Origin of the sequence: Mycobacterium sp. SMC-4 (assembly GCF_050205565.1) — a bacterium.
GTDB lineage: Bacteria > Actinomycetota > Actinomycetes > Mycobacteriales > Mycobacteriaceae > Mycobacterium.
The window spans coordinates 197,437-211,181 of record NZ_JBNMQU010000004.1 but is presented as its reverse complement, the minus strand read 5'-3'; the positions used below and the strand labels follow the sequence as shown (position 1 = coordinate 211,181).

Genomic DNA, 13,745 nt, shown 5'->3' with positions numbered 1-13,745 from the left:
TCACGGCCGGAACAGAATTCCGTCGTCCGACGCTCGCTGGAGCAGCTCGGGGATCGTCAGGGTTCCGTAGCCGGTGTGGACGGGTCCGCGCGCGGTGCCGAGGAACAGCACCATGCCCGGATCCGGTTTCACGTCGAGGTGGTATGCCTGCACTCCGGGTAGGTGGTACTGGAAGAAGTTCACCAGGAAGTCGACGAGGAAGATCGTGCTGCCGATCAGACCCTTACCCCACAGCGCGGATGCGTTGTAGAGAGGGGTCATCGCCGCGGGGTCACCGATCAGGATGATCGGCCCGTAGTGCGGTTTGGATCCCCCACCGGGGACGTAGCGCGGCATGAACGGTTGCAGGCCAGGCAGATCGGTGGCCATGAACGGTGCGGTGCTGCCGTAGGTTCCGATGTTGACGAACATCGAGTCGGCGCCGTTGCCGGGCACTCGGGTGTTGAAGCCGGGGGCCTCGAATCCGACGCCGGCGAGACCGGTCTGCTGCGCGACGAACTGGGCCTCCCACCCGCCCAGCGAATGTCCCGTGACGAAGATGTCGTCGGATGTGTAGCCCTGCAGCGCCGCCGCGGCCTGCACCCGGTCGGCGAACGCCAGCGCGTGGTGGAACGCCGGCGGAGTGGTGCGGGTGAAGATGACCTGAAGGTCGGTGATCACCTGACTGATCGTGATGAGCGGGTTGAACAGCAGGTGCGACCCACCCGTGGTGCCCTGGTAGGCGATGATCAGCTGGCCCTCGGGAGTGACCCAGGTCTTGGCCACCATGCCCGAGAAGATGTTCGTCGACGACATCTGGAAACCGTTGACTGTGAACGGAACCAAGCCCCCAGGCGTCCCGCCCAGTACATAACCCGCCGCCGATGCGTTGAGGAACTGCGCCACGGTCGGTGTCGGTCGGGTGGCCGGACCCGTGTAGGTGAGGGTGGGGATCTCCGGCTGCGGAGGCGGCGGGCGGTGCAGGCCCAGGAGCCGCTCGATCTCCCGGAAGGCGCCGAAGATCAGGTCGTTGATCGGCTGTAGCCCGTACGGTCGATCGGGCCGGTCCGCGGTCGCGGTCAGGTCCAGTACCTGCAGAACCGCGTTGACCAGGCGGCCGGGCAACGTCAGGAGTTCGGCGATCGGCGACAAGGGCGCCGGCGGGATGGGCCGCGTCGTCTCTACCGGGGCCAGCGTGGAGATCGGCACCGAGGCGGGGAGCACGGTCCGTTCGGGGCGTTCCGGCCGGATGGCGGTGCGTCGAGCCAGCCGTTCCTCGCGTTCCGGCGTAGCCGCCTCAAGGGCGGCGGCATGGCGGCGACGTGCCGTCGGCTCTGCCTGCAACACAACGTGATCCGGCGTCACCCGGGCGACGACCTTCTCTTGCGTGTCACCGGAAGCCGGTGGCTCCGATTCCGTCGGGGATGCGGCGTCGTCCAGCTCGGGGACCGACTCGTCGAGCTCGGGTACCGACTCGTCCGCCTGCGGCACCCCGACGGTCTCGCTGCGCTCTACGGAGCGGTGGGCGGCCCGGCGCCGGGAGGATCCTGCGTCGGATTCCGTGCGCTCCGTGCGGGTCTCGTCGGCCCGGCTCGTCGTCTCCGACTGACTCGATGTCGTGCCCGAGCCGGTGGTGTCGGCCCAGGCGACGGACTCGGCCGGAGCCACGAAGAGACCCGCACAGAGCGTGAGGACTGCGATCCCGTAACCGAGGTTCCTGACCTTCCGACGATCTTCCGACCGCACGGCAGCTTCCATCGCGACGCCCCTGTCACTCCGACCAAATCTGACAACGCCAGATGTCAGATGAGAGTTAACCAGAGGCAGCCGAGCACGTCGGCGATTTCGGCAGGATCAGGCGCTCAGCGAGGGCGCGCGCAGCGGCGTGACCGACCGGGCGGCCAGATACTCCGGGCGCGGCTTCTCGGCCCGGTACGGCTCCACCAGCTTGTTCTCCACCGAGTTGAACACCAGGAAGATGTTCGACCGCGGATACGGCGTGATGTTGGAACCCGATCCGTGCATGATGTTGCAGTCGAACCACAGTGCGGTTCCGGCCGGCCCGGTGACCTGGTCGATGCCGAACCGATCGGCGGCTTCGGTGAGAGTGGCGTGGTCCGGGACACCGATCTCCTGCTTGACCAACGACGACGTGTGGTTGTCGCGCGGGGTCGCACCGACGCACGGATAGAACACCCGATGCGAACCGGGCATCACCATGAGTGAGCCGTTGTACGGGTAGTTCCGCGTCAGAGCGATCGAGCAGGACACCGCGCGCATCTCCGGCATTCCGTCTTCGGCATGCCAGGTCTCGAAGTCGGAGTGCCAGTAGAAGCCGGTTCCGGTGAAGCCGGGCATCAGGTTGATGCGTGCCTGGTGCAGGTAGACGTCGCTACCCAGCAGTTGGCGCGCGACCGGCAGCACCGTGTCGAGCGCGACGATGTCGGAGATCGCGTCGCTGAGCAGATGCGGTTCGAACACCGACCGCACCGATCCACCGGGCTCGCGAATGATCCGCGGGTCACCGGCTTCGGCGCGGGTCCCGATCCGTTCGAGCTCTGCACTCAGGTCCGGCAGCCGCTCGTCATGGATCGCGCCCGGCCGCACCAGGTAACCCTTCTCGCCCATCACCTGCAGATCGTGCGCGTTCAGCGGACCGTCAGACGCATCGCCCCACACGGTCGGCTCGACGCGCGCGATGGGGGCTGCGCGTTCGTCGAGTCGGGTCGGGTAGCGGTCTTCTCCGGGTGAAAGTGGTTGGTAACTCAACTCGCTGCCACCGCCGGAGGGGGGTAGGCGCCGCTCTCGTCGTGCACTTCCTGGCCGGTGACCGGCGGGTTGAAGACACACAGCATCCGCATGGTGGTCTCGCAGGTGACCCGGTGCCGTTCGTGACCGTTGAGCAGGTACATCGTGCCGGGCTTCAACGGATACTCCTGGCCGGTCTCGAGGTCGGTCAGCGTGCCCGTTCCCTCGACCACCCAGACCGCCTCGACGTGATGCTGGTAGTGGAACTCGCTCACCGAGTTCGCGTTGATCGTTGTCTCGTGGAAGGAGAACCCGACGCCGTCGTCGGCCAGGATGATGCGCTTGGAACGCCAATCCTTGGCCGCGACATCGCGTTCGGTGCCGGTGATCTCCTCGGTGGTGCGGACTATCACGGTCGCACCCCCTCCTTTCTCGTCGTGCCTGTTCAGGCGAGGGTAGCGGCGATCGACTCGGCGAGGATGTCGATGCCGGACTCGAGGTCTTCCTCCGAAGTGGTCAGCGGAGGCAGCAGTTTGATCACCTCGTCGGACGGGCCGCTGGTCTCCATCAGCACACCGCGCTCGAAAGCCGCGCTGCAGATCGTCGACGCCAGTGACTCGTCCTCGAACTTCAGCCCCTGTGCCATACCGCGCCCACGTGCGCTCACACCGGGGTAAGCGGCGGCGATGTCCTCCAGGCGCTGCCGGATCCGTCGCCCCTTGGCCAGCGTGTCCTCGACGAAAGTCTCGGTTTCCCAGTAGGTCTCGAGGGCGGCCGTCGCGGTCACGAATGCGGGGTTGTGTCCCCGGAACGTACCGTTGTGCTCACCGGGCGCCCAGACGTCGAGATCACGGCGGAACAGGGTCAGCGCCATCGGGAGTCCGTAACCGCTGATCGACTTCGACAGCGTGACGATGTCGGGGACGATGCCGGCCTCTTCGAAGCTGAAGAATGGACCGGTACGGCCACAACCCATCTGGACGTCATCGACGATGAGCAGAATCTCTCGGCGGCGGCACAGCTCGGCCAGCCCCTGCAGCCATTCCGCGCGTGCGACGTTGAGGCCGCCTTCGCCCTGCACGGTTTCGACGATGACAGCGGCGGGCCGGTTCAGGCCGCTGCCGGAGTCGTCGAGCACGCGCTCGAACCAGTGGAAGTCCTCGGTGACGCCGCCGAAGTAGTTGTCGTAGGGCATCGGTGTCGAATGCACGAGCGGGATGCCGGCACCGGCGCGCTTCATCGAATTGCCGGTCACCGACAGCGCCCCGAGGGTCATGCCGTGAAAAGCGTTGGTGAAGCTGATGATCGACTCGCGACCGGTCACCTTGCGAGCGAGCTTGAGTGCGGCCTCCACCGAGTTCGCTCCGGTCGGCCCCGGGAACTGCACTTTGTAGTCGAGGTTGCGGGGCTTCAGGATCACCCGGTCGAACGTCTCGAGGAATCTCGTCTTGGCCTCGGTCGCCATGTCCAGCGAGTGCACGATCCCGTCGCCGGTCAGGTAGTCGATGAGGGGTTGTTTGAGAATCGGATTGTTGTGGCCGTAGTTCAATGCGCCTGCGCCGGCGAAGAAGTCGAGGTAGCGGGCGCCGGTGCTGTCGGTGATCCAAGATCCCTGGGCGCTGGCCATCGTGGCGGGCCAGCCTCGGCAGTAGCTACGGACCTCGGATTCGACGGAGCTGTACACCGTAGGGAGATCGGGCTCATCGGACCGGGTGATCGTTGCAGGCGTTGACATGTGTCCTTTCAAATGGTGTCAATCACAAATGGAGGTGCTGATCGGGCCGATCCGCAGGAGCGGCTCATCAGCGTGCTGCTGATCGGCATCGAGCTGATCGGCGGTGAAGTGGGGCTGCTCGACCAGTGGCACACCCCGGCGGCGGGCGAATGCGCCGAAGAACGCACGCGAGGCGGTGTTGTCGGGCTCGACCGTGGCTTCCACAGTCACCGGGTGTCCGTGGCGGTCGTTGCGCACGCGGTCGACCAGGCTGTCGAGCATGACGCTGGCCAACCCCGTGCCCTGAGCCGAGCGCGCGACCGCCACCTGCCAGACGAACAGGACCCCGGGACGGTTCGGTGGGTGGTAACCGGTGATCAACCCGCACAGATCACCGTCACGGTCGGCGACAATGGTGGTGTCGGCAAAGTCTGTGGCCATCAGCAGATACGTGTACGTCGAGTTGACGTCGAGTACGTCGGTTTCGATGACCAGACGCCGCATCGCGATCGCGTCACCCTCGTTCGGGCGGCGAAGAAATCGACCCCACGAAATCCTCTGTTGCGAAGCGCTTTTCGGCGCCTTGGTCCACGTGCGCGGCATGAGGTCGGTACCGCGCGGTTCATCGTCAGCCACGTCGAAATCACCACCGAAAGAAAAGTTCCGTGCGTCGTCAGTTATGTCATCGGTGTTACGACCGTATTCGGGCAAACGTCGACGATGCAAGCGGCGGCGGGGCGTCGGACGTGGGTCAGCGCACCGCATACAGCGCGCCTATCTGCGCAGAAACCAAAAATCAGCCCCTCCCAGCAACTTCACAGGTTGTTACCAGTTCGTTACCGAAAGGGGCTGATCGGTGACCTACGTCACAAGATGGCGGGTCAGAGCCTCTCGATGATCGTCACGTTGGCAGTGCCCCCGCCCTCGCACATCGTCTGCAGCCCGTAGCGGCCGCCGGTGCGCTCCAACGTGTTCAGCATCGTCGCGAACAGCTTCGCGCCGGTGGCCCCCAAGGGGTGCCCGAGTGCGATGGCACCGCCGCTCGGGTTGACCTTCTCCGGGTCGGCCTTCGTCTCCTTGAGCCACGCCTGCACCACCGGGGCGAACGCTTCGTTGATCTCGACGGTGTCGATGTCCTCGATCGACAGGCCGGTCTTGTCCAGCGCGTAGCGCGTCGCGGGGATGGGCCCGGTCAGCATGAACACCGGGTCGGCGCCGCGGGCACTGATGTGGTGGATGCGGGCGCGCGGTGTGAGGCCGTGGTCCTTGACCGCCTGCTCGGAAGCGAGCAGCACAGCACTGGCACCGTCGGAGATCTGGCTGGCCATGGCCGCGGTCAGGCGTCCGCCCTCGACGAGGGTCTTGAGGCCGGCCATCTTCTCCAGCGAGGTGTCGCGGGGACCTTCGTCGACAGCGAAGCCGTCGACGTCGATGATCTCCTTCTCGAAGTGACCGGCGCGGATCGCTGCCTGCGCGCGCTGATGGCTGGTCAACGCGAACTGCTCCATGTCCTCGCGCGAGATGTCCCACTTCTCGGCGATCAGCTCGGCGCCGCGGAACTGGGAGATCTCCTGATCGCCGTACCGGTGCAGCCAGCTCTTGGATTCGTTTGTCGGAGAGGTGAATCCGAACTGCTCGGCGACCGTCATCGCGGAACTGATCGGGATCTGGCTCATGTTCTGCATGCCGCCGGCGACGATCAGGTCGGCCGTGCCGGACATGATGGCCTGGGCGCCGAAGGAGATCGCCTGCTGGCTGGAACCGCACTGCCGGTCGACGGTGACGCCGGGGACCTCTTCGGGGAAACCCGCAGCCAGCCAGGACAGGCGGGCGATGTTGCCGGCTTGCGGGCCGATCGCGTCGACGCAGCCGGCGATGACGTCGTCGACGGCGCCGGGGTCGACGTCGTTGCGGGCGAACAGGCCGCGCCAGCCCGCTGCACCGAGGTCGACGGGGTGGACACCGGCCAGCGACCCGTTGCGCTTGCCGACCGCGGTCCGTACAGCGTCGATGACATACGCCTCAGCCATTGGTGTTCTCCTTGCTTGTTGGCCCGACGGTGATCCCGCCGAGGACGATCGAAAGGTACTGCTGACCCACCTGCTGTGCGGTCAGCGGTCCGCCCGGCTGATACCAGCGGACCGAAACCCAGGTGGTGTCGCGGATGAACCGGTACACCAGGTCGACGTCGACATCGGGGCGGAAATAGCCCTCCTCGATGCCTTGGGTGAGCACGTCGACCCACATCTTGCGTTGCTGGCGGTTCCGTTCGTCGACGTAGGAGAACCGCTCGTGCGACGACAACCGCTTGGCCTCGTCCTGGTAGATCACGACCTCGGCGTGACGGGACTCGATCGCCTCGAACGACGCCATGAACAGGCCTTTGAGGCGCTCCAGCGGATTGGACTCGGTATCGATGATCTCCTCATAGCGCGCGAAGAGCCAGTCCAAAAAGCCCCGCAGGACCTCGTCGACCATCTCCTCTTTCGACGAGAAGTGGTGGTACAGGCTGCCCGAGAGGATTCCCGCCGAGTCGGCGATGTCCCGCACGGTGGTGGCACGCAGCCCGCGCTCGGCGAACATCGCCGCGGCGAGCTGGAGGAGCTCGTCGCGCCTGGAGTTGGCCGCGGGGGGAACGGCGGCCGGGCGCGAGTCGGTCATGCCCGCTGGCTCGACACCGAGATCACTTCTCCGGTCAGATAACTGGAGTAGTCGCTGGCCAGGAACGCGATGGTGGCGGCGACCTCCCACGGTTCGGCTGCCCGCCCGAAGGCTTCACCCTCGGCGAGCCGGTCGAGAAGGTCGGCGCTGCTGGTTTTTTCGAGGAACTTGTGCCGCGCGATGCTCGGCGAGACGGCGTTGATGCGCACCCCGTACTCGACGGCCTCGATGGCGCTGCACCGGGTCAGCGCCATCACGCCGGCCTTGGCCGCCGCGTAGTGCGACTGCGAATGCTGGGCGCGCCAACCGAGCACGCTGGCGTTGTTGACGATGACGCCGCCGTGCGGGGCGTCGCGGAAGTACCGCAGCGCGGCGCGGGTCGCGCGCATCACCGACGTCAGGGTCACGTTGAGCACCCGGTCCCATTCGTCGTCGGTCATGTCGATGACGGGCGTCTGCCCACCCAGGCCCGCGTTGTTGACCAGAACGTCGATGCGCCCGGCTTTTTCGACCGTCGAGGCGATCAGCGCGTCGACCGCTTCGGTGGAGGTGACGTCGCAGACCACCGCCTCGACCTTGCCCAGGCCGAGGGCGGCGAGCTCGTCGCGGGTCTCCCCCAGCCGGCGTTCGTGATAGTCGGAGACGACGACGTCGGCACCTTCGAGCAGTGCGCGTCGTGCGGTCGTCGACCCGATACCGGTGCCTGCGGCGGCGGTGACGAGCACAACCTTCCCCTTGAGCAGTCCGTGGCCTTCGATCTCGTGCGGTGCGACGGAAAGATCGGTCATCAGGCCTCCTCGATGGTCTTCGCGCGAGCGCTCATTTCTATGGTCTTCGCGCTAGCGCTCATCCGCGAGCCTCCCGGGGCAGGCCGAGCACCCGCTCGGCGATGATGTTGCGCTGGATTTCGTTGGATCCGCCGTAGATGGTGTCGGAGCGGCTGAACAGGTACAGCCGCTGCCATTCGTCGAACTCGCCGTCAGGCAGGGTCAGGCCCGCCATGCCTTGCACGTCCATGGCGATCTCACCGAGCTCGCGATGCCAGTTGGCCCACAACAGCTTCGAGATGTTGTCCATACCCGGCTGCTCCACGTCCATGGTGGCCAGTGCATAGGACCGCATCGCCCGCAGGCCTGCCCACGAGCGGGTGAGCCGCTCGCGGATCAGCGGGTCGTCGGCCGCGCCGGTGCGCTTGGCCAGTTCGACGAGGTTGGAATGTTCACGCGCATAACGGATCTGCTGCCCCAGGGTGGAGACGCCGCGCTCGAAGGTCAGCGTGCCCATCGCGACCCGCCACCCGTCACCCGGCTCGCCGACCACCAGGTCGGCGTCGGTGCGGGCGTCGTCGAAGAACACCTCGTTGAATTCGGAGTCGCCGGTGAGCTGGATGATCGGCCGGACCTCGACACCGGGCTGGTCCAGCGGTACCAGCAGGTAGGACAGACCGGCGTGGCGTTTCGAGCCCTTCTCGGTGCGGGCCACCACGAAGCACCATTGGGCCCAGTGCGCCAGCGAGGTCCAGACCTTCTGCCCGTTGATGACCCAGTGATCACCGTCGAGCACCGCGGTGGTGGACACGTTGGCGAGGTCGCTGCCCGCTCCGGGTTCGGAGTAGCCCTGTGACCACAGCTCGGTGACGTCGAGGATCTTGGGCAGGAAGCGCTGCTGCTGTTCGGGTGTGCCGTAGGCGATCAGCGTCGGACCGAGCAGCTCCTCGCCGAGGTGGTTGACCTTGTCGGGGGCGTTGGCCCTGGCGTATTCCTCGTAGAAGGCGACGCGGTGGGCGACCGACAGGCCGCGTCCGCCGTGCTCGACCGGCCACCCCAGACAGGTCAGCCCGGCAGCAGCCAGATGGCGGTTCCACGCGAGCCGTTCCTCGAAGGCTTCGTGCTCGCGGCCGGGACCGCCCAGACCTTTCAACGCCGCGTATTCGCCGACCAGATTCTCGGCGAGCCAGTCGCGGACCTCAGCCCTGAACTCCTGGACCTCTATCACCCCTGTAGGGTAGCCTACCAAGCACTTGCTTGGGTAGCCGATCCCTGAGGAGCATCGATGACGATCCGCTCGCGGACCACCCCCGCGGTTCTCGACCGCGCCGCGCGCGAGCTGCCCGACCACGCCGCCGTCGTGACCCCCACGAAGACACTGACCTACGCCGAGTTGCGCGCCGACGTCCGCCGGGCCGCCGCGGCGATGATCGACCTGGGCATCGAACGCGGCGACCGCGTCGCCATCTGGTCTCCCAACACCTGGCACTGGGTGGTCGCGTGCCTGGCCATCCACCACGCCGGCGCCGTGCTCGTGCCGCTGAACACGCGCTACACCGCCAGTGAGGCGGCCGACATCCTCGCGCGCACCGAGGCGCCGCTGCTGTTCGCCTCCGGGGAGTTCCTCGGCGCCGACAAGGCGGGCGAGGTCGATCGATCAGCGTTGCCCGCGCTGCGCCACATCGTGCGCATCCCGATCGAGGCCGATGACGGTACCTGGGATGAGTTCGTCGCGCGTGGAACGGATCTCGCTGCAGTCGACGAGCGCGCCGCGGCCGTCACCGACGATGACGTGTCCGACATCCTGTTCACCTCCGGAACCACGGGCCGCAGCAAGGGTGTGCGGTGCGCGCACCGCCAATCGCTCGACGCGTCGGCGGCCTGGGCCGAGTGCGGGCAGGTCTCCGCCGCCGACCGCTACCTGTGCATCAACCCGTTCTTCCACAATTTCGGCTACAAGGCCGGCATCCTGGCGTGCCTGCAAACCGGAGCCACGCTCTTCCCCGAGTTGACCTTCGATCCGGAACGGACCATGCGTGCCGTCGAAGAGCACCGCATCACGGTGCTGCCTGGTCCCCCGACCATCTACCAGACGCTGCTGGATCACCCGAAGCGCGGCGACTACGACCTGAGCTCGCTACGGTTCGCCGTCACCGGCGCCGCCACCATCCCGGTCGTGCTGATCGAGCGGATGCAGAACGAGCTCGACATCGACATCGTGCTGACCGCGTACGGCCTCACGGAGGCAGCAGGTTTCGGCACGATGTGTCGCGCCGACGACGACGCCGTCACCGTCGCCACCACGTCGGGGCGACCGATCGCGGACTTCGAACTGCGTATCGGTGACCACGGCGAGGTGCTGCTGCGCGGCCCCAACGTCATGCTCGGTTATCTCGACGACCCCGACGCCACCGCGGCCGCGATCGATGCGGACGGCTGGCTGCACACCGGCGACGTCGGCGAACTCGACGACGCCGGCAACCTGAAGATCACCGACCGGCTCAAGGACATGTACATCTGCGGCGGCTTCAACGTCTACCCCGCCGAGGTCGAGCAGGTGCTCGCACGCCTCGACGGGGTGGCCGAAGCCGCGGTGATCGGCGTCCCCGACGAACGCCTCGGCGAGGTCGGCAAGGCGTTCGTGGTCACCCGGCCCGGCTCCGAACTCGACCAGCAGACCGTGATCGATTACACGCGGGCGCATCTCGCGAACTTCAAGACCCCGCGGTCGGTCGAGTTCCTCGACGCGCTCCCGCGGAATCCGGGCGGCAAGGTCGTCAAACCGGTGCTCCGCCAACACAGTGAAAGGGCCTGACGTTGGACCTGACCTTCGACGACGCGACACGCGAGTTCCAGGCTGAGGTGCGCGAGTTCCTCGCCGAGAACCGTGACGCGTTTCCGACCAAGTCGTACGACACCGCAGAGGGCTTCGAGCAGCACCGCCGGTGGGACAAGGTGCTTTTCGACGCCGGGCTGTCGGTGATCACCTGGCCGGAAAAGTACGGCGGGCGCGACGCCTCACTTCTGCAGTGGATCGTCTACGAGGAAGAGTACTTCCGCGCGGGCGCTCCGGGACGGGCCAGCGCCAACGGCACCTCGATGCTGGCGCCGACGCTGTTCGCGCACGGCACCGAGGAGCAGCTGGACCGCATCCTGCCGAAGATGGCCAGCGGCGAGGAGATCTGGGCCCAGGCGTGGTCGGAGCCCGAGTCCGGCAGCGATCTGGCGTCGCTGCGGTCGACGGCCACCAGGACCGATGGCGGCTGGCTGCTCAACGGGCAGAAGATCTGGAGCTCGCGCGCGGTGTTCGGCGAGCGGGCCTTCGGACTGTTCCGCTCGGACCCGGAAGCGCAACGCCACAAAGGTCTCACGTACTTCATGTTCGACCTGAAAGCCGACGGCGTCACGGTGCGTCCCATCGCCCAACTGGGCGGGGACACCGGTTTCGGGGAGATCTTCCTCGACGACGTGTTCGTGCCCGATCAGGACGTGATCGGTGGTGTGCACGACGGCTGGCGCGCGGCGATGAGCACGTCGAGCAACGAGCGCGGCATGTCGCTGCGCAGCCCGGCGCGGTTCCTGGCTCCGGCGGAACGTCTTGTCGCACAGTGGAAAGACAATCCGGACCCCGCGTTCACCGATCGGGTGGCCGACGCCTGGATCAAGGCCCAGGCCTACCGGTTGCACACGTTCGGCACCGTGACCCGCGTCTCCAACGGTGGCGAACTCGGCGCGGAGTCGTCGATCACCAAGGTGTTCTGGTCCGACCTCGACGTGGCCCTGCACCAGACGGCGCTGGATCTTCGCGCCGCCGACGGCGAGCTGGTCGACTCGGTGACCGAGGGCCTGCTCTTCGCACTCGGTGGCCCGATCTACGCCGGCACCAACGAAATCCAGCGCAACATCATCGCCGAGCGGCTCCTGGGCCTGCCCCGAAAGTAGACGAACGTGAACTTTGAGATCGACGAACAGCAGCGCGACTTCGCGGCCAGCATCGACGCCGCCCTCGGTGCGGCTGACGTGCCGGCTGCCGTGCGGGCCTGGGGTGACGGTGACACGTCGCTGGGCCGCAAAGTGTGGGCGCAGCTGGCCGAGCTGGGCGTGACCGCGCTGATGGTGCCGGAGAAGTTCGACGGCATCGACGCCCACCCGGTCGACCTTGTCGTGGCGTTGGAGCGTCTCGGAAAGTGGAATGTTCCGGGCCCGGTGGCCGAATCGATCGCGGTGGCACCGGCGTTGCTGTCGGATGACGAGCGCAGCGCGGCACTGGCCGCCGGCGAGCTGATCGCGACGGTCGCCGCGCCCCCGCTGGTGCCCCGGGCGGTGAACGCCGACACCGCCGGCCTGACCTTGCTGGCCACCGAGGGCTCGGTCACCGAGGCGACCACCGGCGCCGAGCACGAATCGGTGGACCCGAGCCGAAAGCTGTTCGAGGTCAACGCATCCGGCGAGGCGTGGACGGCCGATGTGCAGCGCGCCGTCGAGTTCGGTGCGCTGGCGACGTCGGCGCTGCTGGTCGGCGCCGCGCAGGCGATGCTGGACGCGTCGGTCGAATACGCCAAGCAGCGCAGCCAGTTCGGCACGGTGATCGGCACCTACCAGGCCATCAAGCACAAGCTGGCCGACGTGTTGATCGCGGTCGAGTTGGCCCGCCCACTGGTCTACGGCGCGGCGCTGTCGCTGGCTGACGGGTCGGCCGACACGGCCCGCGACGTGAGTGCGGCGAAGGTGGCCGCGGCCGATGCCGCGTTGCTGGCCGCACGCTCGTCGCTGCAGACGCACGGGGCGATCGGCTTCACCCAGGAACACGACCTGTCGCTGCTGTTGCTGCGTGTGCAGGCACTGCGCCCGGCATGGGGCGACCCGACATGGCACCGGCGGCGAGTGTTGGAGGCACTGACCAAATGAGCGAAGAACGGGACCTGTTGCGCGACACCGTCGCCGCACTCGTCGAGAAGCACGCATCGCCCGAGGCGGTCCGCGGCGCGGCCACGTCGGAACGCGGTTATGACGAGACCCTGTGGACGATGCTGTGCGAGCAGGTCGGTGCGGCTGCGCTGGTGGTTCCCGAGGAACTCGGGGGCGCCGGTGGTGAATTGGCCGACGCGGCAGTCGTCCTCGAGGAGCTCGGCAAGGCTCTGGTGCCCACCCCGCTGCTGGGGACCACGCTCGCCGAGCTGGCGCTGCTGTCGGCCGACGAACCGGACACCGACACCCTCGAACGGCTGGCCGAGGGAGCGTCGATCGGTACCGTCGTCTTCGACCCCGGGTACGTGCTCAACGGGAACGTCGCCGACGTCGTGATCGCCGCCGACGGCCAGACGTTGACGCGCTGGACGTCGTTCACCGCGACACCCGCGGTGGCCATGGACATCACCCGCCCGCTGGCCGCGCTCGAGCCCACCGAGACGACTCCGTTGGGCGCCGATCCCGGTCTGGCCGACACCGCGGCGATCCTCATGGCCGCCGAGCAGATCGGCGCCGCGACCCGGTGCCTCGAACTGACCGTGCAATACACCAAAGACCGTGTCCAGTTCGGTCGGCCGATCGGCAGCTTCCAGGCGCTCAAGCACCGGATGGCCGATCTGTACGTGGCCGTGCAGTCGGCCAAGGCCGTCGTCGACGAGGCGGTCGCCGAGCCGTCGCCCACGTCGGCGGCGCTGGCACGCCTGGCGGCAAGCGAGGCGTTCACGAAGGTGGCCGCCGAAGCCGTGCAGATGCACGGCGGCATCGCCATCACCTGGGAAAGCGACATCCAGCTGTACTTCAAGCGGGCGCACGGCAGCGCGCAGCTGTTCGCACCGCCGCGGGAGCAGCTTCGCCGGCTCGAAGCCGAGGTGTTCTAGCCTGGCGAGGTGACCCCTTCGCTGCGCTCC

At 67.3% G+C, this 13,745-nt stretch carries 13 protein-coding genes; 4 read left to right on the top strand and 9 right to left on the bottom strand.

Translation table 11 applies throughout. The annotated features are described in order from the left end of the window. From ACQI46_RS09765 to ipdE1, 9 genes are all read right to left on the bottom strand, one after another. Positions 1–1,737 (bottom strand): hypothetical protein, encoded by a 1,737-nt coding sequence (locus ACQI46_RS09765; protein ID WP_427093777.1) that lies wholly within the window; start codon positions 1,735–1,737, stop codon positions 1–3. 96 nt (positions 1,738–1,833) lie between these two features. Then, positions 1,834–2,748, bottom strand: coding sequence for an ectoine hydroxylase (gene thpD, locus ACQI46_RS09760; protein WP_427093776.1), 915 nt, complete (start codon positions 2,746–2,748; stop codon positions 1,834–1,836). After that, complete coding sequence (locus ACQI46_RS09755) at positions 2,745–3,140, bottom strand: ectoine synthase (RefSeq protein ID WP_427093775.1); 396 nt, start codon at positions 3,138–3,140, stop codon at positions 2,745–2,747. Before ACQI46_RS09755 ends, thpD begins: the two co-directional genes overlap by 4 nt. Before the next feature lie 32 nt (positions 3,141–3,172). Continuing rightward, positions 3,173–4,462 (bottom strand): diaminobutyrate--2-oxoglutarate transaminase, encoded by a 1,290-nt coding sequence (gene ectB / locus ACQI46_RS09750; RefSeq protein ID WP_427093774.1) that lies wholly within the window; start codon positions 4,460–4,462, stop codon positions 3,173–3,175. An 18-nt stretch (positions 4,463–4,480) separates the two neighbouring features. Then, positions 4,481–5,044: a diaminobutyrate acetyltransferase gene (ectA, locus tag ACQI46_RS09745; protein ID WP_427093929.1), complete on the bottom strand. Its 564-nt coding sequence runs from the start codon at positions 5,042–5,044 to the stop codon at positions 4,481–4,483. 278 nt (positions 5,045–5,322) lie between these two features. Beyond that, complete coding sequence (gene fadA6 / locus ACQI46_RS09740; protein ID WP_427093773.1) at positions 5,323–6,471, bottom strand: steroid 3-ketoacyl-CoA thiolase FadA6; 1,149 nt, start codon at positions 6,469–6,471, stop codon at positions 5,323–5,325. Then, on the bottom strand, positions 6,464–7,102 hold the full coding sequence (gene kstR2, locus ACQI46_RS09735) for a TetR family transcriptional regulator KstR2 (protein ID WP_427093772.1): 639 nt from the start codon (positions 7,100–7,102) through the stop codon (positions 6,464–6,466). Before kstR2 ends, fadA6 begins: the two co-directional genes overlap by 8 nt. After that, on the bottom strand, positions 7,099–7,890 hold the full coding sequence (ipdF, locus tag ACQI46_RS09730; RefSeq protein WP_427093771.1) for a (5R,7aS)-5-hydroxy-7a-methyl-1-oxo-2,3,5,6,7,7a-hexahydro-1H-indene-carboxyl-CoA reductase: 792 nt from the start codon (positions 7,888–7,890) through the stop codon (positions 7,099–7,101). Before ipdF ends, kstR2 begins: the two co-directional genes overlap by 4 nt. Positions 7,891–7,948: 58 nt before the next feature. Continuing rightward, positions 7,949–9,097 carry an acyl-CoA dehydrogenase IpdE1 gene (gene ipdE1 / locus ACQI46_RS09725; RefSeq protein ID WP_427093770.1) on the bottom strand — a complete coding sequence of 383 codons (1,149 nt, stop codon included), beginning with the start codon at positions 9,095–9,097 and terminating at the stop codon, positions 7,949–7,951. A 57-nt stretch (positions 9,098–9,154) separates the two neighbouring features. Between ipdE1 and fadD3 the strand changes: the two genes are divergently transcribed. From fadD3 to ipdE2, 4 genes are read left to right on the top strand one after another with little or no spacing between them, the layout of a single operon-like run. Further along, on the top strand, positions 9,155–10,684 hold the full coding sequence (fadD3, locus tag ACQI46_RS09720) for a 3-((3aS,4S,7aS)-7a-methyl-1,5-dioxo-octahydro-1H-inden-4-yl)propanoate--CoA ligase FadD3 (protein ID WP_427093769.1): 1,530 nt from the start codon (positions 9,155–9,157) through the stop codon (positions 10,682–10,684). 2 nt (positions 10,685–10,686) lie between these two features. Then, positions 10,687–11,811, top strand: a complete 1,125-nt coding sequence (locus ACQI46_RS09715) for an acyl-CoA dehydrogenase family protein (RefSeq protein ID WP_427093768.1) — start codon at positions 10,687–10,689, stop codon at positions 11,809–11,811. Between the two features lie 6 nt (positions 11,812–11,817). Continuing rightward, positions 11,818–12,777, top strand: a complete 960-nt coding sequence (locus ACQI46_RS09710; protein ID WP_427093767.1) for an acyl-CoA dehydrogenase family protein — start codon at positions 11,818–11,820, stop codon at positions 12,775–12,777. Then, complete coding sequence (ipdE2, locus tag ACQI46_RS09705) at positions 12,774–13,715, top strand: acyl-CoA dehydrogenase IpdE2 (protein WP_427093766.1); 942 nt, start codon at positions 12,774–12,776, stop codon at positions 13,713–13,715. The genes ACQI46_RS09710 and ipdE2 overlap by 4 nt, the downstream gene beginning before the upstream one ends. The last annotated feature ends 30 nt before the right edge of the window (positions 13,716–13,745 follow it).

Coding starts and splice junctions, on each gene's coding strand:
- ACQI46_RS09765 (WP_427093777.1), bottom strand. CDS start 1,737: ATGGAAGCTGCCGTGCGGTCGGAAGATCGTCGGAAGGTCAGGAACCTC.
- ectB (WP_427093774.1), bottom strand. CDS start 4,462: ATGTCAACGCCTGCAACGATCACCCGGTCCGATGAGCCCGATCTCCCT.
- ectA (WP_427093929.1), bottom strand. CDS start 5,044: ATGCCGCGCACGTGGACCAAGGCGCCGAAAAGCGCTTCGCAACAGAGG.
- fadA6 (WP_427093773.1), bottom strand. CDS start 6,471: ATGGCTGAGGCGTATGTCATCGACGCTGTACGGACCGCGGTCGGCAAG.
- kstR2 (WP_427093772.1), bottom strand. CDS start 7,102: ATGACCGACTCGCGCCCGGCCGCCGTTCCCCCCGCGGCCAACTCCAGG.
- ipdF (WP_427093771.1), bottom strand. CDS start 7,890: ATGACCGATCTTTCCGTCGCACCGCACGAGATCGAAGGCCACGGACTG.
- fadD3 (WP_427093769.1), top strand. CDS start 9,155: ATGACGATCCGCTCGCGGACCACCCCCGCGGTTCTCGACCGCGCCGCG.
- ipdE2 (WP_427093766.1), top strand. CDS start 12,774: ATGAGCGAAGAACGGGACCTGTTGCGCGACACCGTCGCCGCACTCGTC.